The organism is Pseudomonas sp. PKS (assembly GCF_051913525.1).
GTDB lineage: Bacteria > Pseudomonadota > Gammaproteobacteria > Pseudomonadales > Pseudomonadaceae > Aquipseudomonas > Aquipseudomonas guariconensis_D.
Genome location: NZ_JBEGDO010000001.1, coordinates 303,400 through 323,388 on the forward strand (window position 1 = coordinate 303,400; position 19,989 = coordinate 323,388).

The 19,989-nt window shown below is 53.6% G+C and carries 19 protein-coding genes and 1 pseudogene; 6 read left to right on the plus strand and 14 right to left on the minus strand.

Translation table 11 applies throughout. From position 1 onward, the window contains the following. Nucleotides 1-590: 590 nt before the first annotated feature. The gene (locus ABOA88_RS01470; protein ID WP_367850918.1) at nucleotides 591-1,343 is read left to right on the plus strand and encodes an SIR2 family NAD-dependent protein deacylase; all 753 of its coding nucleotides are present in this window, start codon (nucleotides 591-593) and stop codon (nucleotides 1,341-1,343) included. A 63-nt stretch (nucleotides 1,344-1,406) separates the two neighbouring features. Here the strand turns inward: ABOA88_RS01470 and ABOA88_RS01475 are convergent, their stop codons facing one another. Continuing rightward, nucleotides 1,407-1,754 carry a hypothetical protein gene (locus tag ABOA88_RS01475; RefSeq protein ID WP_367850827.1) on the minus strand — a complete coding sequence of 116 codons (348 nt, stop codon included), beginning with the start codon at nucleotides 1,752-1,754 and terminating at the stop codon, nucleotides 1,407-1,409. Between the two features lie 42 nt (nucleotides 1,755-1,796). Here ABOA88_RS01475 and ABOA88_RS01480 point away from each other — a divergent pair, with 42 nt between their 5' ends. Continuing rightward, on the plus strand, nucleotides 1,797-2,240 hold the full coding sequence (locus ABOA88_RS01480) for a hypothetical protein (protein WP_367850828.1): 444 nt from the start codon (nucleotides 1,797-1,799) through the stop codon (nucleotides 2,238-2,240). On the opposite strand, the gene ABOA88_RS01485 is transcribed toward ABOA88_RS01480, so the two are convergent. The 4 genes from ABOA88_RS01485 to ABOA88_RS01500 form a co-directional block, all read right to left on the minus strand. Then, nucleotides 2,202-2,441 (minus strand): hypothetical protein, encoded by a 240-nt coding sequence (locus tag ABOA88_RS01485; protein ID WP_367850829.1) that lies wholly within the window; start codon nucleotides 2,439-2,441, stop codon nucleotides 2,202-2,204. The two genes, ABOA88_RS01480 and ABOA88_RS01485, sit on opposite strands and share 39 nt — an antisense overlap. A 480-nt stretch (nucleotides 2,442-2,921) precedes the next feature. Further along, complete coding sequence (locus ABOA88_RS01490) at nucleotides 2,922-3,224, minus strand: nucleotidyltransferase family protein (RefSeq protein ID WP_367850830.1); 303 nt, start codon at nucleotides 3,222-3,224, stop codon at nucleotides 2,922-2,924. Between the two features lie 188 nt (nucleotides 3,225-3,412). After that, nucleotides 3,413-3,637, minus strand: a complete 225-nt coding sequence (locus tag ABOA88_RS01495) for a zinc-binding dehydrogenase (protein ID WP_367850831.1) — start codon at nucleotides 3,635-3,637, stop codon at nucleotides 3,413-3,415. Nucleotides 3,638-4,090: 453 nt separating this feature from the next. Then, on the minus strand, nucleotides 4,091-5,254 hold the full coding sequence (locus ABOA88_RS01500) for a hypothetical protein (protein ID WP_367850832.1): 1,164 nt from the start codon (nucleotides 5,252-5,254) through the stop codon (nucleotides 4,091-4,093). A 320-nt stretch (nucleotides 5,255-5,574) separates the two neighbouring features. On the opposite strand from ABOA88_RS01500, the gene ABOA88_RS01505 reads away from it, so the two are divergent. Continuing rightward, complete coding sequence (locus ABOA88_RS01505) at nucleotides 5,575-6,159, plus strand: hypothetical protein (RefSeq protein ID WP_367850833.1); 585 nt, start codon at nucleotides 5,575-5,577, stop codon at nucleotides 6,157-6,159. A gap of 61 nt (nucleotides 6,160-6,220) precedes the next feature. On the opposite strand, the pseudogene ABOA88_RS01510 reads toward ABOA88_RS01505, so the two are convergent. Continuing rightward, nucleotides 6,221-6,358 (minus strand): annotated as a pseudogene (locus ABOA88_RS01510) (SDR family oxidoreductase); the annotation flags it as partial. 105 nt (nucleotides 6,359-6,463) lie between these two features. After that, nucleotides 6,464-7,456, minus strand: a complete 993-nt coding sequence (locus ABOA88_RS01515) for a DNA-binding protein (RefSeq protein ID WP_367850835.1) — start codon at nucleotides 7,454-7,456, stop codon at nucleotides 6,464-6,466. A gap of 169 nt (nucleotides 7,457-7,625) precedes the next feature. On the opposite strand from ABOA88_RS01515, the gene ABOA88_RS01520 reads away from it, so the two are divergent. Then, nucleotides 7,626-8,603 carry a tyrosine-type recombinase/integrase gene (locus ABOA88_RS01520; RefSeq protein ID WP_367850836.1) on the plus strand — a complete coding sequence of 326 codons (978 nt, stop codon included), beginning with the start codon at nucleotides 7,626-7,628 and terminating at the stop codon, nucleotides 8,601-8,603. 349 nt (nucleotides 8,604-8,952) lie between these two features. Then, the gene (locus ABOA88_RS01525; RefSeq protein ID WP_367850837.1) at nucleotides 8,953-10,179 is read left to right on the plus strand and encodes a PD-(D/E)XK nuclease family protein; all 1,227 of its coding nucleotides are present in this window, start codon (nucleotides 8,953-8,955) and stop codon (nucleotides 10,177-10,179) included. Nucleotides 10,180-10,277: 98 nt separating this feature from the next. On the opposite strand, the gene ABOA88_RS01530 is transcribed toward ABOA88_RS01525, so the two are convergent. The 6 genes from ABOA88_RS01530 to ABOA88_RS01555 all read right to left on the minus strand — a co-directional run bounded on the left by ABOA88_RS01530 (nucleotide 10,278) and on the right by ABOA88_RS01555 (nucleotide 17,518). Beyond that, entirely contained in the window at nucleotides 10,278-13,601 is a 3,324-nt protein-coding gene (locus ABOA88_RS01530) for a DEAD/DEAH box helicase (protein WP_367850838.1), read from the minus strand. Nucleotides 13,602-13,604: 3 nt separating this feature from the next. Then, on the minus strand, nucleotides 13,605-14,042 hold the full coding sequence (locus ABOA88_RS01535) for a hypothetical protein (RefSeq protein WP_122048312.1): 438 nt from the start codon (nucleotides 14,040-14,042) through the stop codon (nucleotides 13,605-13,607). After that, nucleotides 14,039-14,575, minus strand: a complete 537-nt coding sequence (locus tag ABOA88_RS01540; RefSeq protein ID WP_367850839.1) for a hypothetical protein — start codon at nucleotides 14,573-14,575, stop codon at nucleotides 14,039-14,041. The genes ABOA88_RS01535 and ABOA88_RS01540 overlap by 4 nt, the downstream gene beginning before the upstream one ends. Beyond that, a complete protein-coding gene (locus ABOA88_RS01545; protein ID WP_367850840.1) occupies nucleotides 14,572-15,639 on the minus strand; it encodes a hypothetical protein in 1,068 nt (355 codons plus the stop codon). Before ABOA88_RS01545 ends, ABOA88_RS01540 begins: the two co-directional genes overlap by 4 nt. A 129-nt stretch (nucleotides 15,640-15,768) precedes the next feature. Then, complete coding sequence (locus ABOA88_RS01550; RefSeq protein WP_367850841.1) at nucleotides 15,769-16,578, minus strand: hypothetical protein; 810 nt, start codon at nucleotides 16,576-16,578, stop codon at nucleotides 15,769-15,771. Nucleotides 16,579-16,696: 118 nt separating this feature from the next. After that, nucleotides 16,697-17,518: an NADPH-dependent oxidoreductase gene (locus ABOA88_RS01555; protein ID WP_367850842.1), complete on the minus strand. Its 822-nt coding sequence runs from the start codon at nucleotides 17,516-17,518 to the stop codon at nucleotides 16,697-16,699. A gap of 143 nt (nucleotides 17,519-17,661) precedes the next feature. Here ABOA88_RS01555 and ABOA88_RS01560 point away from each other — a divergent pair, with 143 nt between their 5' ends. Continuing rightward, nucleotides 17,662-17,976: a DUF7693 family protein gene (locus ABOA88_RS01560; RefSeq protein WP_367850843.1), complete on the plus strand. Its 315-nt coding sequence runs from the start codon at nucleotides 17,662-17,664 to the stop codon at nucleotides 17,974-17,976. Nucleotides 17,977-18,118: 142 nt separating this feature from the next. On the opposite strand, the gene ABOA88_RS01565 is transcribed toward ABOA88_RS01560, so the two are convergent. Continuing rightward, the gene (locus ABOA88_RS01565) at nucleotides 18,119-19,840 is read right to left on the minus strand and encodes an RNA-directed DNA polymerase (protein ID WP_367850844.1); all 1,722 of its coding nucleotides are present in this window, start codon (nucleotides 19,838-19,840) and stop codon (nucleotides 18,119-18,121) included. Nucleotides 19,841-19,989 lie beyond the last annotated feature (149 nt).

Here is a 19,989-nt window from a genome sequence, read left to right on the forward strand (position 1 = left end):
TGCGATGATTCTGACGATGCTTTCCCTAGCGCGCTGGCGACTTCCTGTCCTTTTCATTGGTGCCTCGGAGATGGTGTGGATGGCGTCTCGCGAGCTTCACCCTAGCATTTTGGAAAACGGCGCGCCTACCCCCATCGGACACAATGATTTGTCCTAGCGGGGAAATCTGTATATGCATACAGCATTCTTTTCCCTGCTGGGAGATTTGATACTTAGAGCTCGCTGCCGTCTCATAACTGTCCAGAAAAGGCAGCTAAATTAGCCTGGAAGGCCCGTGGTTTGGGGCTTACGAGAAATTATGGAGCTTTGACGGCATATCCGGTTCCGTGCCGCTCTACCAGCGCCAGCGATGCAAAATCTGCTCAATCGGTGTGCGTTTCTCCGTATCTGATATATATGCTGTATATGAATACAGTGATTTTTGATGTGAACCGCCCCTACCCGCTCTTACCTGGGTTTTGGCGCCAGCTTGGTTTTCTGGACATTTATAGGACTTACACAAGCGCTGCTGCTCGATCACTCAGCATCGCGCAATGACCAAACAGGTAGGCTCGGGTAACCTCAAGGGAACGAATTTCCAGGACATCTCAATGCCGCTCACTACCATCGCTAAGCTTTTGCAGGAGGCAAGGCACGTTGTCATTTTCACCGGCGCCGGCGTATCGGCAGAGAGTGGAATCCCAACGTTCAGAGATGCGTTGACCGGTCTTTGGTCTCGATTCGACCCTGCTCAATTAGCGACGGCCGAAGCGTTCCGTGCGGATCCTGGGCTGTGCTGGGGTTGGTATGAGTGGCGTAGGTTGAAAGTGCTCCAAGCGCAGCCGAATGCAGCTCATCTCGCGATAGCAGAACTCGCTAAGCACGTTCCTAGGCTGACAGTCGTGACCCAGAACGTGGATGACCTGCATGAACGGGCTGGTAGCCAGGACGTGATTCATCTCCACGGTAGCCTTCATTCACCTAGGTGCATTGACTGCGGCAATGCCCGCATGGCGCCCCTTCCTTCTGATGACTTACCCGTGGATGGTTGCCGTCTTGAGCCACCGCGGTGCGGTGCATGTAACGGATACATCAGACCCGGAGTCGTATGGTTCGGAGAAATGCTTCCGGACGCAGCCTGGAGCGCGGGTTTTGCTGCCTCAGGTGCTTGTGACTTGTTCTTCTCGATCGGTACATCCGGCGTCGTATATCCAGCCGCGGAGCTGCCCTTACATGCGTTAGGAGCAGGCGCGAAAGTCATTCACGTCAATCCTGCTCGTGTAGAGGTCTGCAGCCAGGAGCTTTGGCTCCAAGGTTCGGCCGCAGACATGATGAAAGTGCTCCTCGAGCAAGCATTTGAATGATACGTGCTCGACCTTTGTGCTCGGGCCCTTAGTGCAGGGTAAGTCTACAGAGACTCTAAGGCTTCAGATGCCCAGGTCATCATCAATTCGCCTCCCCACCAGTTCACGAGGGAGGACGTCAGCGGGCACTAGCAGCAAGAGGCGGTCTGCGAGGTAATCGCTGTAGCACGCCAGGATCGTAACTCTATTGGGCAGATCGTCTGGGCCTGGCGCCTCGATGCCCGCCTCCACCTGAGCGCTCTTAACTATCCTGAGAATGTCCTCGCTTAGCCATTGCCGTTCGAGATACTCCTTTTGGCTGCGGGCGGGTCTCGGCCCGAAGGAACGCAGCAGATCAACCACGGTTTCGAGAAGTCCTTGGGGGCCCAGGTGTTCCAACGCAGCTTTCCAGAGCACTCCTTCTTGGGCCATCGTGAATCGATTACGAAGCATTAGTGGTACAGGATCCTTCTGATGAGAATTTTTCTAGATTGCGAATTCACGCAGCTCAACGCCACAGCAAAACTGATTTCGCTGGCGCTGGTAGCAGAGGACGGCAGGGAATTTTATGTCGAACTGCTCGACACATGGCCCCCCGAAGACTGCAGCGATTTCGTAAAGGAGATCGTTCTCCCTCAGCTGTGGGGTGGTGACCATAACTGTCCTATTCTTGAGGCCCGCGAAAGGCTGATAGCGTTTCTGCGCTCATTCGACTGCATGATAACGGTAGTGACTGATGCCCCAGAGTACGACTGGGAGCTGTTCTGCGAGCTAGCGTACAACGAAGGTAAATGGCCGCAAAACGTGTATCCGGCGCCCACCAACGCGCTCACCCTCAAGCCGCTGAACGACGGATCAGACCTCCCTCATCATGCTTTGCTAGATGCTCGGATCATCGCAGGCATGTTTGTCGCGTAGGCACTGATTGGGCGCCAGCAATGTCTCGTCATCCAAAGCCGTTGGCATGCCGCTGCCGATTTTGATCAGGTTGCCAGCATGCTCTCGGGCAATGGCATCAAGCATTTCTTGATTCAAAAAAGCTGGGCGCTCACGAGCCATTTTGAGCTCATAAGCATCGAGTGTGGGGCCCTGCTCTGTCGCAGATTTTTCACGTGTCATTCAAGGTGCCAATGGCTGAAACCAATCGACGCTACAGGGGCGGTAGCCTCTGAGTGATGGAACTATACCCTATGGCAGAAGCTAAGCAGTCCACCCTAGTGAGTGTACAAATAACCTTTAAAAAATAAGGTTATTTACATGTTGTTTGGAGGCAAAAACAAAGCCGGGGCCTTACAGGCCCCAAAAAAACGACCAGCATTACTCGGGGGAGGAGCTACCTGGTTTCTGACTCTTCTAGAGAAAATCAGCTCAAAAATCTTCTTCGCTCAACAGCGAAAATCGAAAAGGCAAAACCGAAAAGCTGTTAGCAGGTGTTGTGCATGCGCAATGCACGGTGGCTGGGACACCGCTGCTTTGCTTTTGACTACAAACTATAAAGCTCCGGTTTTAAAAATTGATTTCAAGGGGGGTAGGCAAAAATTTTCAAATTCTTTGGATAGAAGGCTTCCGACACCCCACGAAACGGGCCGCATCTCCCGATCATAGGAGAATAGCTGAGCGCTCCACCTCGGGTTTGAGGTGGTCAGGTATGTTGTTCGCCACGTTCATATCAACCGGCACCCCCAGCATTTCCTCCAGCTTCGATTCAAGATCCAAGATGTCGAAGAGAGAGATCTTCCCTGCCCACTTAGCTGGTATGGTCACAAGGAGGTCAAGGTCGCTGCCCTGTCTGTCTTCACCGCGGCAAACGGAGCCGAATATACGGACGTCCACGAAACCGTAGGACTCGACAGCTTGCTTGATCTCCTTGGTTTTCCCTTGGATGGCGTCGGATGGTTTCATGCAGGGTCACCTCTCGTACTCTAGGTGCTTAAACGGCGTGGGGTCGTCGACGGGTTACCGCAATCCTACTACGGCGTCGCGTGTCTAGTGACGAAGATACCGATAGGACACCTGTCCAGCGACGCACATCCACCGCTAACTACCCACATATACGAGCCGCTTCTGCATCTGCCCGGGCTTTGATCGGTCTAGAGTTCTACAACGATCTTGCCTACCTGGCTGTTCGATTCCATGTAGCGGTGCGCTTCCACGATCTCGTCGAACTTGAACACCTTGCCAACAATCGGACGCAAGCTGCCATTCTCCAGGCCCTCGGTGATGAACACCTTGGCCCTATTAAGCCGCGCCTCATCCTGAGTAACCTCGAAAAGCTGGTAACCGCGGATGGTCAAGTCTTTGCCGAGCAGCTCCATCACTGGCACGCTGATGTCAGACGTCTCTAGTGCGAGTACTGGAAGAAAATCCCGAGGAAAGACAGTGACCGCAGGATGTTTCCCACCTCAGGGTCACCCACGGGGTCAAAGGCCGTGCGTGTACCCTTCCCGTCTGTGATGCGAGCTACGGCGGCGACCAGATCCTCTTCAGCGGTGGCAAATCACGTGCACTACCCCTGCGTCCACAAGACGCCTGGCGCTTCTCAGAGATGCGGGTCAAAGCTACTGGAATGGCGCCCAGTGAATTGACTATCTGAATAGCTGCCAGCCCCACACTGCTCGATTCAGCCCGGATCAGCACAACCTCACCTTTCTATCGCCGATGGTTGGAAAGCATGAACTCACTGGGTTGCGAGTCTCCTGATTAATGTTTGGGGGTAAGCATCACGGTTTTTGAGGGCATCGAGCGTTATCGGTTGGGCTAGCAACCTTCTACCTTTCCCACCAATCATCCTCATCTTTCGCAATCCTGTATCCAGTGAAATAGCTTTCAATCTGACAGTCGAGAGAAATGGTGGCGGGTGATGTTGACGGGTCTAAGAGCCCGGCTTGCTGGCGCGCCCATTCCGCCCATGCTTGGACTTGGTCAGCTTCTGCCTGGCAGTCTCTAACCACCGCGTCGATAAAAGACCGCAGCCTTCTGGCTTTTTCCCAGTGCTCGAGGTTGCGCACCAAGCGCTTTCGCAGGCGCCGTTCTTGCTCCGACTTGATCGCGTGAGCCTTGCGGATGAGCTCCTCCTCTTCGTCGCGGCGCCTTTTCTCTTCCCACTCTTCGCGAGATACCTTGATTCTCTGGGTGAGAGCCTTTAAGCCCGGGATGAAGAGATGGATTTTGTCCTCAATTCTTCCTGTTTTCGCGTCGGAAAATGTTTTCTGCGGCCCGTAGTCTGGGCTTTCCCTGAGAATCAAGGTCAGCTCTCCAGTAGAGAGAAACTCATACCTCGGCATCCCCATGCGTGAGAGGTCTAGAGTCCAGACTTTTTTCGGCTTTGGGTCTGGCGGCGGCGGCAGCTCTTGCTTCAGCAACCTTTCCCGCAGAGTTACGCAGACCGTTTCTCCGTCGAAGGTCACCGTCGTCTGCTGTTTGGATACGGCCCACCTACAGCCATTGGTCTCGGTGTGCTTGATCAGCGTGTCCAGGAGGAGCGCGGCGCGATCGATGAGTGCTGGCGAGATTCTGGTGTTGAGCACGTTGTCTTGTTGGAGCGCCAGCCTTCCTTCAATCGCTTTGGCTTTCTGTGCCGTCTTTCGCCAGCGGTCTACGAGTGGATGTGGATCGACAAGACTGTCAGGAATCGTGACTTTGGGTGGCGGAGGTATTTCGTCGATTACGGACGCCTGTTTTTGAGGGAACAAGGTGCGGTCTAGCACACGAAATGACACTAGCTCGTTAGAGGTTGGTGGAGCAGGTTTTTTCGGTCGTTTCGTTGCTGGTTTTGCCCAATGGCCGCGGCGAGGGACAGCGATACCCGCCTTTCTGCAGGCTTTACCCAGCGCCACGTCTGAGACACCTATCTCTCGTGCAAGCGTCAGGACAGGGGTCGACCAAACCTTTTCGAAAAGCTCATGGGCCGGGAAAGAAACCGTCTTGTGCATCTAGCCGTCTCCAACCAGTTTCTCCAATATTTGCTCTGCCAAGGTTAGCTCCTTGCCTCCAGGGTGTCCTGAGCTGGGCCATGGACGCTGACATTAAGCTCATGCTCAGCTTGGGAAGCGTTGAGCAGCGACCTAGAGGGCTTGCAGGGGTGAAGAACACTTTGCTAATTTAATCTGCAGGGTGTGCCGTGAACCTCCCTGCTGCGTGGGAAATCTCGGTTCTTCGCTTACCACATAACTCCCTGTGGCCGGCTCAGCAAGCAGCATGTTCAGCGAGTGCGTATGCGCTATCAAGGCCATGACAGTGGAGTCATGCGACCATGTTTACCACCGAATTTATTCTCAGCGCCTTCAAATCAATGGAGGTTGCCGATGTCCCACAGCACCTCACCCACGCCCAAACCCTTGAGTTCAAAGCGAAGCTGCTAGGATTCGCCCACTACCATCATTTCAAAACAAACCTCGAAAAAGCACCGGCAGACAGAGCCGCTCACATCCATGACGCGCTCATGCGAAAAATTTGTGCTGCGAGGCTTCCACATCCGCAGGCTAGCCATGTCCGAATGGTCGCGCATGATGATGAGGATGTAGGTTTCGATTCTTACTGGATCGGATGGGATAAGCGAGGCGATGAAGTCCGTGAGGCGAGGACTGGGTTTGGTAGGTCTCGGATAGAAGAGTTTCGTGCGCGCAACCCTGAACCGCTCTACCTTCTCGGCGATGCCCAGGAACTGATCGCATGGCTTAAGGGTTGGCACTCAAACGCAGCCGTGCCAGTTGAATTGGCCAAAGAATTTTTTCCGGACATTTTTGATCAGAAGCACCTCGTGGCAGAAAACCCTCCCCTCGAGCTGATCGACGAAAAGGTCAAAGCTGACATGCTGCGTCGCGGACTGAAACGCTGAGCTCGAGATTGAGTGCGGCAAGGAAGGGGGTGATCCCCCTTCCTCTCGCAGATCATCAGCGTCAGATCTGTGTCTGCCACCCGTCTACGAACAGTCCCGCTCCATTTACGAAGCTTGAGTCATCGCTTGCGAGGAACCCTGCGGCATTGGCAAACTCGATGGGCTCTCCGACTCGCCCCAATGGTACCTGCGAAGCCAAGTTGATGGTGTCGTCGTAATGGGCCGCGGTGATCTCGCCCAATGGCAGCATGGATCCGGCGCCGTCGTTGACGAACAACACGGCCATCCGCTGCAGTTTTCTGCCCTATTCCTTCGAGCTATGCGTATCACTTGAGGCCCGCAGTTCTTCGATCTTAGCTTCTGCGCTCACGAGCTTCTGAACCAAATCCCTTTCCCTCTGCTGTCCCTCGATGGCTTCGGAGCGCACTTCGCTTGCCTCTCTGGTCTTGGATTCGAGCTGCTGAGCCAACAGCTCTTTGGCTCCTTCCGCACGAGCAGTCGCTGCATTGGCGATGCCCAGGTCGCCCCTCAGATGTTCAATTGCATCGCGGTGCTGGTTAGCTTCCTTTGCGTGCTGGCGGTTCTCAGCGATCAAGCGTTCGTTGTCACGGATCGTGCGGGTGACCTCCTCCTGCTTAACCATGAGCGTCTGTTGGAGAAGGGTTACCTCTTGTTGCATCTGGTAGATCTGAGATTCGTGACGGTTCAAATCTTGGTCGCGCTGCTCTTTCACAGCTACACGGTAGTGCTCAAGTGCTTCCCTGGCATGCGTATGCTTTTCCTCGAGGGATTGAATTTGGGCGTCCCTCTCTTGAAGACGAACCTCAAGGTCGCTACAGCTCTGGCTGATCCTAGCGTTACGAGTGATCTCGGCTTGAAGGCTGGACTGAGCCGTCTTGAGCTCTTCGTCTTGAGTCTGCATTGCTGACTGCAGCTTGATGATCTCCCGCTGAGCCTGTTCCAGATGACTTTTAAGTGTACTGCTTTCGGCCTTCATGATTTTCCGCTCAAGCTCGAATGCAGCCCGCTCATGCGCTAACGCTTCATTTCCCTCCTCCAGCAGTCGCTCGAGCATCTTGCCGACCAGTTCCGTAAGTTCATCACTTAGGCGTGATGGGGAAGCAGAGGGACGCGGGTCATGCGACTCGATTTCCTTCAAATATCGCTGAATTGTTGTCTTAGAGCCTGTATTTCCCAATTCGATACGAATAGCGTCAATGCTAGGGTTTTGCCCTCTGGCAAGCAGAGCCTCGCGCGCTTTGCGTACCAGTACCAGGTTAATGCCACCTCTGGCCATTTCAGCTCCTACGATTTCGTACTGTTTTACGTGTCATGTAATTACGTGCCATTTTAGCACACGAAGTCTCATATAAACGGCGATTTACTGGCAAGATATAATCGAGTGTTATCGCTTGTCAGAGCACAGATGAGGGGTAAAATGGCCTGAAAAGCAGTACAGGTGGCGAATGAGAGCCATCGATGGCACGATGCGGGGAAGTCGCGTGATTGAAGTGGTCAGCAAGGCAGATAAGTACCTAGAGGCAAGCGTCCGGCAGAACACGTCGAAGAGCTATGCGGCCGCACTCTCCCATTTCGAAGTGACCTGGGGCGGCTTCCTTCCTACCACCACCGAGTCAGTGGTGCGATACATCGCCGAGTACGCTGACCAATTGGCACTTAGCACGCTCAGGCAGCGTCTGGCTGCGCTCGCTAATTGGCACCAAAGCAATGGATTCCCAGATCCCACCAAGGCGCCCAAGGTCAGGCAGTTACTGAAGGGCATCCGTGCGCTGCACCCGGTACAGCAGAAGCAAGCAGCTCCCCTGCCCCTGCTACAGCTAGAGAAGGCAGTAGCTCACCTCGAGGATGAGGTTGCACGAGCAAGAGCCGCCGGCAACACAGCCGCTCTGCTGAAAGCGACCCGCGACATTGCCATCCTCACCATTGGTTTCTGGAGGGGCTTCCGCGGGGATGAGTTATCTAGGCTGACGATAGAGAATACGCATGCCGAGCGCTATGTAGGCATCCGGTTCTACCTGGGATCCAGCAAGGGGGATCGGCAGAACATCGGGCGGGAGTACAGGACGCCATCGCTGAGCAAGCTGTGTCCGGTGGAGGCATACCTGAAATGGATTGAAGTTGCCGGCCTAACCCGCGGCGGTGTATTCAGGGGAATCGATCGCTGGGGGAACATCAGCGATCGCCCGCTTGCGACACATAGCCTGATTCCTCTCCTCCGAGACATCTTGGAACGCTGCGGCCTGCCGTCCCAGATGTACAGTGCACACTCAATCCGACGTGGATTCGCCACATGGGCAGCAAGCTCCGGGTGGGACATCAAAACGCTTATGGAGTACGTGGGCTGGAGCGACATGAAGTCAGCGCTTCGCTATGTTGAGCCGGCCCAACAGTTTGGCGGCCTTATTAGGAAACTGGAGGGGTGAGTCGACCAAACGTCAGCTGATGACTTGCCATGTATGGACATGATTGATCCAAACGCTATGCCGTAGGCCTGACTGCTCTTCGCGGCGCATGCCTAGTGCGTGTATAAGGCCGTTTGAATACAGTGGCTCACTCTGCTCTTGGGCATGCTAAGTAAGAAGGTGCTGAAGACGATTCCGAATCACCAAGCTGGGTATCTTCACTTCGACCCACGACCACCCGGCATCGCGCAGGCGACTGAGGAGTTAGCCAAGAGTTGGTGATCGAGAGGCTTCTAGGATGGCTGAGTACAGCCGGTACGAATATCATAGACCCCCAATTGGTCTTGCTAGCATTCGTTAGGGCGATAATATGGATTTTGTAGGAGCTGAGCAGCTGCTCGGTGAGTTCCAGCTGTGGAATGACCTGGATTCGAAGGCAAAGCGCCGCTACCAGGCCCAGCTCGCACCAGACTTCAGGTTGATGATGTTCTTGCAGCGTGATGAAAATGCTCTTTCTAGCTACTTGGGAGAGCTGCTTGATCCCAACGGTAGCCACGGACAAGGTGATCTGTACCTTACTAAATTTCTTGCTCTCCTCCCTGACACAGGCTTTGCCTTATCAGAAGATTTTGTAGCCGCTCATACCGAGTTTCGCCTCCCTAGCCACCGCCGAATGGACATATATTTGAGGTTTCGTAATGGCGGGTTAGCTATTGAGAACAAACCCTGGGCAACCGATCAAAAAAATCAGCTTCTTGACTACGCCAGATACTTGGAAAGCCAGCATACCAAAGGCCAATGGCTATTAATCTACTTGAATAATGGTGAGGTCAGCGAATATACACTTCCTAAGCAGTCATCGGCCGCTCTTACTGACCAGGTTGTAGGTCTGGACTTTTTTCAACTTGCTCGCTGGCTTGAGGACTGCGCTCAGCATACACGCGCACACGCTGTGCGTCTTTTCGTGGAGGCGATTGCGCAATTTGTTCGTGAGCAAATCAATGGAGAATTAATTGTGGAGAATGGCCAGGAACTAACTGCACTCATTTTGCGTACCGAAAAGAATGTTAGAGCCGCCTTTCAGATCAGCCAGCAGTTGCACGCAGCAAAGCGGCAGGTTTGGCAAGACTTTCAAGCATCCCTTCGCCAGCAAATCTCACACCTCCACGTGGAGGTTCTAGTCGATGAAGGCTTGGCCGACGGTGCTTCTCATTGCACATTAGGTATACGTTTCAGTCCTGAGGATGTTTGTGGCCCGGCTTGGGCATTTAACAAGCGCAACCATCAGGAGCTCTACTTCGGTATCTGTGCCTGGGATCAAGAGGAAATTGCTAACATGCGGAACGACGCCATTAGTAAGGCGATGACCGAGTTTTGCGGTATGTCTTCATCAGCACCGACCAAGTGGTGGCCTTGGTGGACATTCGATACTAGAGCATTCAGTGCCTACCCTATCCATTCCAATTGGAACACTGATCCGGATGCCTGGCTTAACTTGATGAATCAGAGTGAAAATGGCTTCGCAGCACAAATCATCGATATAGCCACTCGCTTCAGCCAAGAGTTCAATCTGAGTCTTTTCCGCCGCAAACCCTGAGTAAAAGCACAGCATTTAGCATTGTAATAGGGAGGGCGACACTGACGCCCCCTCCTGAATGATTCGGCGCAAGTGGAGCGACGCCACGACTCTGTATCTCAGCACTCCGTGAGTCCTTCCTGCTCTGCATCCTTAAACCTGACAGCCAGGTTAAACGCATGAGACATGAGCCTTGGGAAGAGGTTTGCTTCAGGGTCTTTCTTCGAGTGCCACCGCCCCAAAAAGTCCCGATGCCCGAAGAAAAGGAGGTGAAGCTTTGCCCTTGAGCACGCTACGTTCAATCGCTTACGATCAAGGATGAAGTTGAGATTGCCCTCGGTGCGCACTGTGGAATAGCAGACGATGTCTGCCTCACTGCCCTGGAAGGCATCAACAGTATCGACAGCAACAGTCAAAGATCCCTTGCAGCCATCGATCCAATCGGCTTTTTTCAGGCTTTTACGGATGCATTCCTTTTGAGCCCCATAGGGCGTAATCACTGCGACTGAAAGAGGGCGATCGACGCGCTGGGCAAGCTCGCTTAGGAATTCGGTAATCCGCAACGCCTCTTCCTTGTTTTCTTGGCTTTTCGAGCCTTTAGGCTGCCGTTGCTTTCCTTTCACATCTACCCAGTAAATTGGCTTCTGCAAGACATAGAGATCGTTGAAATAATCATCTTCGCGTCCGTTGTGCAGTACCCGCTGTCCATTCCTCATGTAGAAAAGCTCGGCAACCAAATTGCCAATCGCGGGCGCCATTCGGTACTGCAGATTGAGCGTCTCACAGCATTGAGCCGGAAGGCGTTCAAACATCAGTTCGAAGAAGCTGTTGTCTAAGAAATTTTCGCGAAGGAACCCGAGCTCTTCAGCGGCCTCGTCCTCCCGAAGCAGCGGAGCAATGCTAGGTGGAAGCTGGTAGTGATCGCCGACCAGGATTATCTTGCGCGAACGAAGGATGGGAATCAGGATTTCGGGAATGGTGGCGCGCCCCGCCTCATCGATGATAGCAACATCAAACTGCAGTTGGTCGATCCCGCCTTTGTTGCTGGCCAGACCCACGCATGTCGCGCCCAGCAGGTTTCGATCAGCAAGCAATGTGATGAAGAATTCATCCTGGTCTGCCTTCGACTGAGCGGCCTGCTTGATTAGGCTTAACCACATATGACACAGAGCAGCCTCATCCTCGGGCAAGCTGACTGCTCCGGCGATCGCACGCTCCTCCAGCTCAGTGATGTAGTCTGAAAACTGGGCATCGAAACCTGACGGCCTGATCTCTGCACTCATCTTTTCTGGGTTGCCGATACGAATCATACGAATCGGGCTATCAAAGCTATCAGCATGCTGTTTGAGGAATTTACTCAACGCGTTGTCGACAGCCGAGTTCTGCTGAGAAACGACCAATATGCGTAAATCCTGGCGTTGACGATAAAGCTGATAGAGCATTTCGACGATGGCTGTCGTCTTCCCTGCCCCTGGAGGGCCCTGTATCAAGGCGATATTGCGCTCCTTCAGCGCCAACTGGACAACACGCCTTTGGCTTTCGTCTAGAGGCCCAGACCAAGCAAGCTCTCTTTCTCGACTATCTTGCTCGGCAAGATAATGTTCAGGGGAAAGCAGTATATTTTTTAGTGCTGGGTTAACCAGCTGGTCGTTGAAAAAATCTTCGAGCGCTTGGGCTTGGCGTTTTAGGGCAGTGCTTGTAACCGTCACCACTAAACGGAGCATCATGGTTTCGTCTTCTGGGAGCGGGAATGCCCCGTCTATGCTGATGCTATCTTTGGAACATGAATATAAGGGAGATCTTCGACGATCGGTCGCCAAAATGAACTCGCTCCGCGCTTCATCCCATTGGTACAGGCGCACGCAGAAGTCCTGGTTGAGCTTGTTCCGTGGATCAAGCACTTCCTTCAGTTTTTCAACTGTCTGATCGAATCCGTCGAGCTCAGCGTAAGACAAGCGATCCCTGGACAAGCGAAGGCTTTCATCCTCGAGCTGCACCAAGGCGCTTGCCTGGAAGCTCACCGACGAAACTTCCTCCCTGCTGCGTTGATAGGCAATTACCTGCTCCCAACGCTGGTAGAAGCGGCTTTGAGCTAGCCGCTCCGGTGAGTCCTTCATATCCAAGGCTGTTTGGGCACAGAAACTGAGAAACTCATCTACGCCATCGCGCCATCCAACCTGTCCTCTGGCAGCCAAATTCCGCTCGATGAGCGTAAAGCGGAAAGGAGTATCAATCCCTATCTGCAACGCCCCTGTCTGAGTGGCCTTGATAACCTCGAGCATCTCGTAATTCGCTGAGGGCTGGCATTCAATGCGTACGGACGATTTGGCTAGAGAAATTGTTCCGGTTAAGCTGGAAAAGTCGAGAAGCGTCCATGGCTCGTCAGAATCGAAAAATTTCTGATCAGAGATTTCGCTAAGGAGCGCCTCATCTACAGCAACGTAGAGTTGCTGATATGACTGCACGCTGCGAGTATGGTAATCAAACTCACTAACTTCAATATGAGTCGGCCTTTCCTCAAAAGGGTTTTGCTGCAAGCAGAGGTCGTAGTGGGTTAAGTGTACCAGCACCTTTTGGCCGACCAGCAATCGAACACCGGGATGTTTGAGCTGACTGCTTGGAAGCCTGGCTTTGATGGCACCATCGAAAAGCGTCCCCACCACCCCTTGCTTGACTGTGTGGTCGACTATGAGCGATGCAGCTTCACCTGTCATTATGTGATTGTAATAAAGCAGTCCTCTGGCAACACATCCACTGAAGGATCCATTGTCCCAACGGCGATTAATCAGGACAGGAATCTCGTCCTTATAAGGTAGCGCCAGGGCTTTCTGAGCAACGCTATCTTTTCCGAAAGAGACGCGATGACCAAACCGCGGCAGAGGTTTTCCGATCTCATTCATAGCGAGCAGTACCAGCTTGCCCGGGTATAGCCATTCAAGGGGAAGCAGTGGCTCAGCTGTTTCGACCTCAAGGAGTGCTTCGTACTGGCTCCGAGCCAATAGACCATCAATCTCAGATGCCGCGTAGGACAGGTACTTTTCGTACTCTTTCATTCGCACGATGGCATCTTCGATGCGCGCATACTCCCGGCGCAGTGCTGACTTGCGATACGGGCTTGACGTCTTGTCGCGAACCTCCATGCCGATCATTGTCTCAAGCTCTAGAAGCACTTGAGGGACGCCAGCAACCGCTTCGCGATTGTCTTGAATGACTTGCCGTAGCAATTGAGCATGCTCAAGAGCCATGGCTTTGTATTCTTGCCTGAGAGACTCGTCTTGCCTTTCTTTAGCCGCACGTGCACGGCTGCGGATGTCAGCTGTTTTCCGCCTCTCCTCCCTCTGCTTACGCTCTTCTTCCTCGGTCATGGTGTTAGCGACCCAGCTAAATACTTTGGCGGTTGCCATGACCATAAGGCCAGCCGCGACGAGGAAGGGAATAGCCATGACTTACTCCTGACCTCCGTACAGCAAGAGAGCAGCTTCTTGAGCTGTGATTTCCTTTGCTTCGAGCTGCTTCAGGATCCGATCTTCCTTACTGACTTTGCTGTCCAGCGACGCCATCGCATGCTCATGGCTATTGTCAGCCTGTCGACCTTGAGTTTCGAGTTCATGCATACGCTCATGATGCTCCCTCAAATGCTGCTGATCTCGTAGATGAGCTTCTTGGAGCTGTTGCTCTCCAAGGCGAATCGCACGCTCGCCATCGATGAGCGCCCTCTCAGTAATTAGGCTCTCTTTCTTGTAGTCGGCAAATGCCTTGAAGGCATCTGCAGAGGCATTTGCCATCTCCATTGCCTGGGAGAAATTGATCCCCCCTCCTCCTTTTTTACCAGCTGGCTTCTTAGGTGCTGGCTTGGAAGGGGTAGGTTTGCTTGGAGCTTTCATTCGTTCTCTCCCGTAGGGCTCAGAAGAAGTGCCAAGGTGGCATCAATGCACCTGTCAAGGCACACCTGTAAGGCGACGAGTTCCTGGAAATTCCCTAGCTCTCGACGCTCCGCTTGTAGCAAAACGTGTTGCCGTCTAAGGCTATTGAGTTGCCGCTCTACCGTCTTGGCAGTGAGTGCCTTCGTATTTTGAGCCCCTGCGAGAGCTTGAGTAATCCTCTTGGCCCGTTCCGCTCGATCGCGCTGAATGATCTTCAATTCACCCTCACCCAAACGCAGTTGCTGAGCCAAAGTCACCTCAAGCTGCTCGTTGAACGCTCGGATCTGCGCTGTCACTTCACGGGCGGCACAGTAGCGCAGGTAGCTGGAGCCGGCTTCAATCACAGCTACCACTGCGTCAACCCATACAGCCGTCGGGTTGAGTTTGGCGACGCCGCCTACACCCCGTGTAAGCAGAATCGCTCCGTATTGGCGTGTTTGAGTATCCTGAAACGCTTGATCCATGACGCTGGCAAAAATGTCGACGGTTTTCATTGATCACCACTGACAACGTGCAGGCCTTCCAGGTTAAGGCTTTGCTCTACAGCCCTCCAGTTGAACCCTAGGTGCTGCCAACGATCCTCCAATACATGTTTCCGATTGATAACGGAAGAAACGCAGTCTTCCGAGGAAGCCACCTCATAGAACAGCTGCTCTATCACTTGCTCTCGAACGATGGTATCTACGATAGGCCACACCCAAGGTGTGTCCGGTGACTCAGATAAAATAATCTCGTCTGAGCACTCATCGTCATAGTCAAGAAACGTGGTGAACCGCAGTTGGTTCGGTGGTAGGAGCTGGGAGAGATGGTCAGGTGCATCGGCGGGCAGGCTGTAGCGGGTCGAAAGGCAGATCACCGGGCTCGCGAATTTGAATTCACATCCCTGCTTACGACTGACGAACTGCGACTCCAGGTTCACTTCGATCGCTTGATCACTCTTGGCGCTTTCAGCATCGAGTCGAACTTGAAGCACCCATTCTGTTGGAATGAATTTGGCATCTTTGAAGCAGCTATAAAAATCTTCAAATGCTATCGAAAGGTACTGGTCTGGACACATCATGATGCGCTTCTTCTGACGCTCACAGTCCTCATTCCAGTCCGCAGTGGGCCACCGACGGGGTTTTCCGTCACCTCTATGCCATTGGCGAATAACAAAATCCTGCTCGTCCAGAGCAACGGTTTGAAGCGTATGGGCGCCGCAGAAAGAATGCGTCTTGTAGGCTCCGTCCAGCCAGAGTGAACGAGATTGCCCGTGTAGAAGCCGTTTGAACGTAAGAAGCGCTCTGGATTGAGGGGTCAGCTTTCCGTTCTCGATCAGCCCGAGGCCTTCTAGCCTGCCTTGGATTGGAGCCAACTGTTGGGGGCTTAATCCTGTGATGTCGAGCACCCACCTAATTCCACGATCAGGCATCTGGGCGAGCGCCTCTAGCAGTAAATGCGAGAAGCCTCCCAACTGATCGAGAAGACGGTGTTTCAGTACCAGTTGATAGCGCCTAACCGGAACGAGGACACGTAGATCGCCATCAATGGCACATGCGTATTGGCTATGGATCGTCAAACGTCGTACCTGACTATGACTGAGTAGGCATAATGCCATTTTGCCATTGCGGTAGTCTGGCGTCACCCCTTGCGTGGGTGATCACACGCCCAGAGCACCGCTTGATGACTTACGCAATCCAGATTGCGACTAGCTGCGCTTACGCCTTACTACCTTGGAGGATCGCTCCGTGGGCGCGACGATGAGGAGCTCAGAATCCAGAACCGTCCGCGAAACAAACGCTAGCGTTCTTAGCGTGGGTTCGTTATCGATTGCTCTTGCTACATCATCCGGATCGATTGACTTGTGCCCCACGAGTTTTCGCCGGGTTCTACTTTGACGAAGCACATCGACAATCGTATCACCGATCGCGTGAACCTCAGCATCACTTAAGGCTCGGGAATCCCGTTGCCCCTGTTGCGCACCTAGCCAGTGACTCATCATTTGAAATCTGACCGAGCGTGGATCGTCCGAACATCGATAGGCCAAGGGACTGCCATCGAACACGACGTAATGCTCTTCATCATCCAGCTTGCCAATATCCCTTGGGCGGAAGCCTGCCGATCGCTCAACGATTGCCTTCGATAGGTAATGAGTATTCAGTTCCGCGGTTTGATGGAAAGCTGGAGCTACGTAATAAACCTCGTTGCCCCTAACTTCGAGATCCAGCAACAGATCATGCTGAGCGGAATGCTTCAGCGCATGGAGATGCCAGCGATAGTAGGCTCCCCCCATCAGCGAGTATTCCTTGCTGTTGGTGCGCGCCATGAAGTGGCTGAGCTTGAACTGGAGGAAAAGTGGAGAACCAAAGGGGATCTTGACGTCGTAACCGCCGCCAGGCTTCCCCTCTTTCTGCAACGATGGGAATTCTGGCGCTGCTACGACATGGGAGCCAGGAGCATGGATCAACTCGTTAGTGAAGGCGAACCCATAGGAAAACTCAGACATCTCAGGTTTCATTTCTGACGCATCCTTGCTATTGATTCAGGCGCTACAAGATATCCATACACCGTCTGGGCGAACCATCTGGAAGTTGCTAGCTCGGTCAAGCATGCGGGATCATATGACGTTCTGCTGATTAGCGCAGCCCAAACCCCATTCGAGCCAGCTCACCAAGAAGCTCCTCACGCCCATGCAGGTTCGACACACTCCGCAGCCTGCTGACCACTTGCTCTGACCAGCCAGCAGCGTTCATCCCCTCGCTCTGATAGAACGCACCGAGTCGCTCATCGTAGTCCGCGAGAACGCCCTCCTCGCCGGCGGCCGAATACGTTTCATGGTGAAGCACGGCCTCCTGGGGCAGTCGCGGTTTCACCTTGGCAGGTCGGTCAGGTGATGGGTAGCCGACGCACAGGCCGAAGACGGGATATACCTGAGGCGGCAGCGCCAGCTCTTTGGCAACGCCTTCGATGTCGTTACGAATGCCACCGATGTACACGCTCCCAAGCCCCAGCGATTCCAGGGCAACAACCGCATTCTGCGCTGGGAGAGCGGCGTCGATGGTGCCCAGCAGCAAACTTTCCAGATAAGGTAGCGCTTCCAGTTCTACTCCCTGCTGCTCCGCGATGCGCGAAACCCGGGACAGGTCTGCAAGCCAGACCAGGAACAGCGGTGCTTGATGGATGTACGCCTGATTACCGGCCAGGGCTGACAGGCGCTTTTTGCGATCGACATCTTGAACAGCCACGACGCTCCAGACCTGCAGGTTTGAAGACGTAGATGCGGACTGGGCGGCTGCGATCAGGGTCTCGATAGTGCCGCTGGGCAGAGGTCGGTCTGTGAAGGCGCGGACGCTCCGGTGATCGAGGAGTTGCTCGATGACTTCATTGCATTGCGTGAGCGGCGAAATTTCATGTGTGCCGTAGCGGGCAGAGAGTTTCAAATGGGCATTGGCTGCCATGAGCATTCTCCAAAAGGACTAAAGGCTACCAAATAGACACCTCCGCAACACACCCATGGTCACCAAGTTTCATTTACCATGCTGTCAACTTAGCCCGGGCAGGGGCAGACCGACAACGTCCCAGATAGACAGGTACCTTTCGTTTGGCAGCAAATCCACTGACAGCCCGGGAGGTCTATCAAGTCCTACGTGACATCGCCTTGGGTGTGCGCACCATGCGCCGTTTGGGTGCACGGTCTTGGTCTGAAATCTACTGCGGCCAGATGACTGTTGAGACCGATGGCTGGGTGCTAACGCTCTACAACGATTGCGACACCCTTGACTACTGCGACAGCTGCTACAGCCCAGACGGCCGCGCGTATGTTTTCGATTCGACTCAGCAGTACGGCACTGATCCCGTCGAGCTCCTGAGCACATGGGAGCACGGACAGCTCGAAAAGTTGTTGGTCGGGGCATAGTTGGCAGGCGTAAAAGCCTCGCTCCATTCTGGGCAAGACAATAGCGACACAAAGCTAGCACGGCAGCAGGCGACTAACGTGCCAGTGTTTCGAGCTTAAAGGCCAATCTCTACACTACTCCATTCGACACCGATCAAATCCTTCACCAGTCCTCCAGATCGTCGGCGGCGGCGACCTGGCCTAGAGCGGCAGCTGGCTGCCCAGCTGTTCCTGCCTCTACTTCTTCATCTTCATCCTCGATCTGATCGGTGGAATCAAAATACTCTTCATCCATGTCGTCGAAGTCGAAGTCGTTTTCGATTTCATCGTCAGAGTCGAAATCGATGTCGGCTAGCGCCGACTGCTTAAGCTGGAAAATGGGAGGAAGCTGAGCCGCCTCACTATAGAATTCCACGCCGGCGCTCAGCAGTGCCGAGAAGCAGGCATCGCCTTGGATGAAGTCGATGTCTTCATTGCTGAGCCAACGCCGGCGCCCTCCTTCATAAGCCAGCAGCCAATTATTGCCCACAAGCGCCTGGCTCGTTGCCAACGCTCGAAGGTCGGCAAGGTCAAGATCACCGGGCACCAAGCCTGATTGATTCAGATCTAGAGCTATGAGCGAGCAAACGGAGCTCTCCATCTGGAGCACCTGCTTCACCAGATCTGGGCTTAGGTGAATCCCAATTTCCTTACAGAGCCAGAGTAGCCAGGCTGTTTCACTGTGATGGTTCGCTGCAGATGCTGACCCGAGCAGGTTTCTGCAGAAGTCACCCAGTGCATCCATGTTCAATTGGTAATCGTGGCGATGGTAGGTCACCAGGATCTGCGTGATCACTTGAAGCGTGTTGGGGAATCCATACCCACATTTGAGAAGGTATGCTTCGGCGATGGGCCAGTTGGATTTCTTGATGATGGTGGACGACAGCTGCTTCAGGCCATATTTCACTAAGCTTTCGTCCTTGAATCGCGCCTCCAGCGAGAACAGCACCTCAAAATAGTGATGGATATCATCCTTTTGCTGGCGCCGCTTCGCTGAAACCTTCAGCTTCTTAAGGCTGTACTTCCAAGACTCCTGGACGAGCTCACGCACCTCCACAATTTTCGTTTTGGAAGCGTTGATTTGCAGCTCAAACGCGCTGACGCATTTGATGATGACGGCAAGCGCGCGCTCGGCCTCCTCTCGTGTGTTGAAGAAGAAAGTGAAGTCATCAACATAGCGGAAGCCTTTAGGCCAACCACCCAAGGCAATACGGATGGATTCATCAATCGAGACGCCGATCATCTCTGCAATGATGTGAGAAGTGTCTGGGCCGATAGGCAAGCCAATGGTCTGCCCGTCCTGCGTGCCCATGCAGCGGTGATCAAGGATGTTGCCGAAAAACTCGGGGGATTTGGCTCTGTTGGCTTTAGCTTCTGTTTTTGAATGCAACGCCCACGGAATGGTATGGGTGTAGATCGTTGGAAAGTAGCTCGAAATATCGGTGACTAACGCATAGCGCGCGCCTGCCGACCGGCACACGCGCTCTTCGTACAAGTCAGTGAATTTCGTCAGCTCGATCGCTCGCAGTGAGCCTCCTGCTGCCGGGATGCTCCGAGAAATTTCACTCTTGCTGAAGTGCTCCTGGATTTGAGGCCAGAACTGGCAGATTTCTTTAGCCAGGCCGTAGAAATTAACGGGGTTGGGGATCGATGTAGTCCGCCGGCTGTATGATGACCTCGCCACCGAGAATCGCTCGGCTTGAGACACGATAGGCTTTTTCCTCTCCAGAGCCGCATCCCAGGCAGCTGTCAGCGCCCCGATATTTTCCGCCATTTGCTTGGTGCTGAATCCAACTGGGAGCTGGATCGGAAAATACCCTTTAGAAAGCAAGTCCAGTAGCTGCATGGCCTTCAATGGCTCTCAAGTAGTTGTGAGTGAAAGCCTGGCTCTGCAGGCTCAGTCTTTTCAGAAGGTACTCATCCTTCTGCGTTTGCGAGACGGAACGAAGCACCTCGATGCCGCCTTCTTCACCGACAATGATAGGGCGTCTTGAT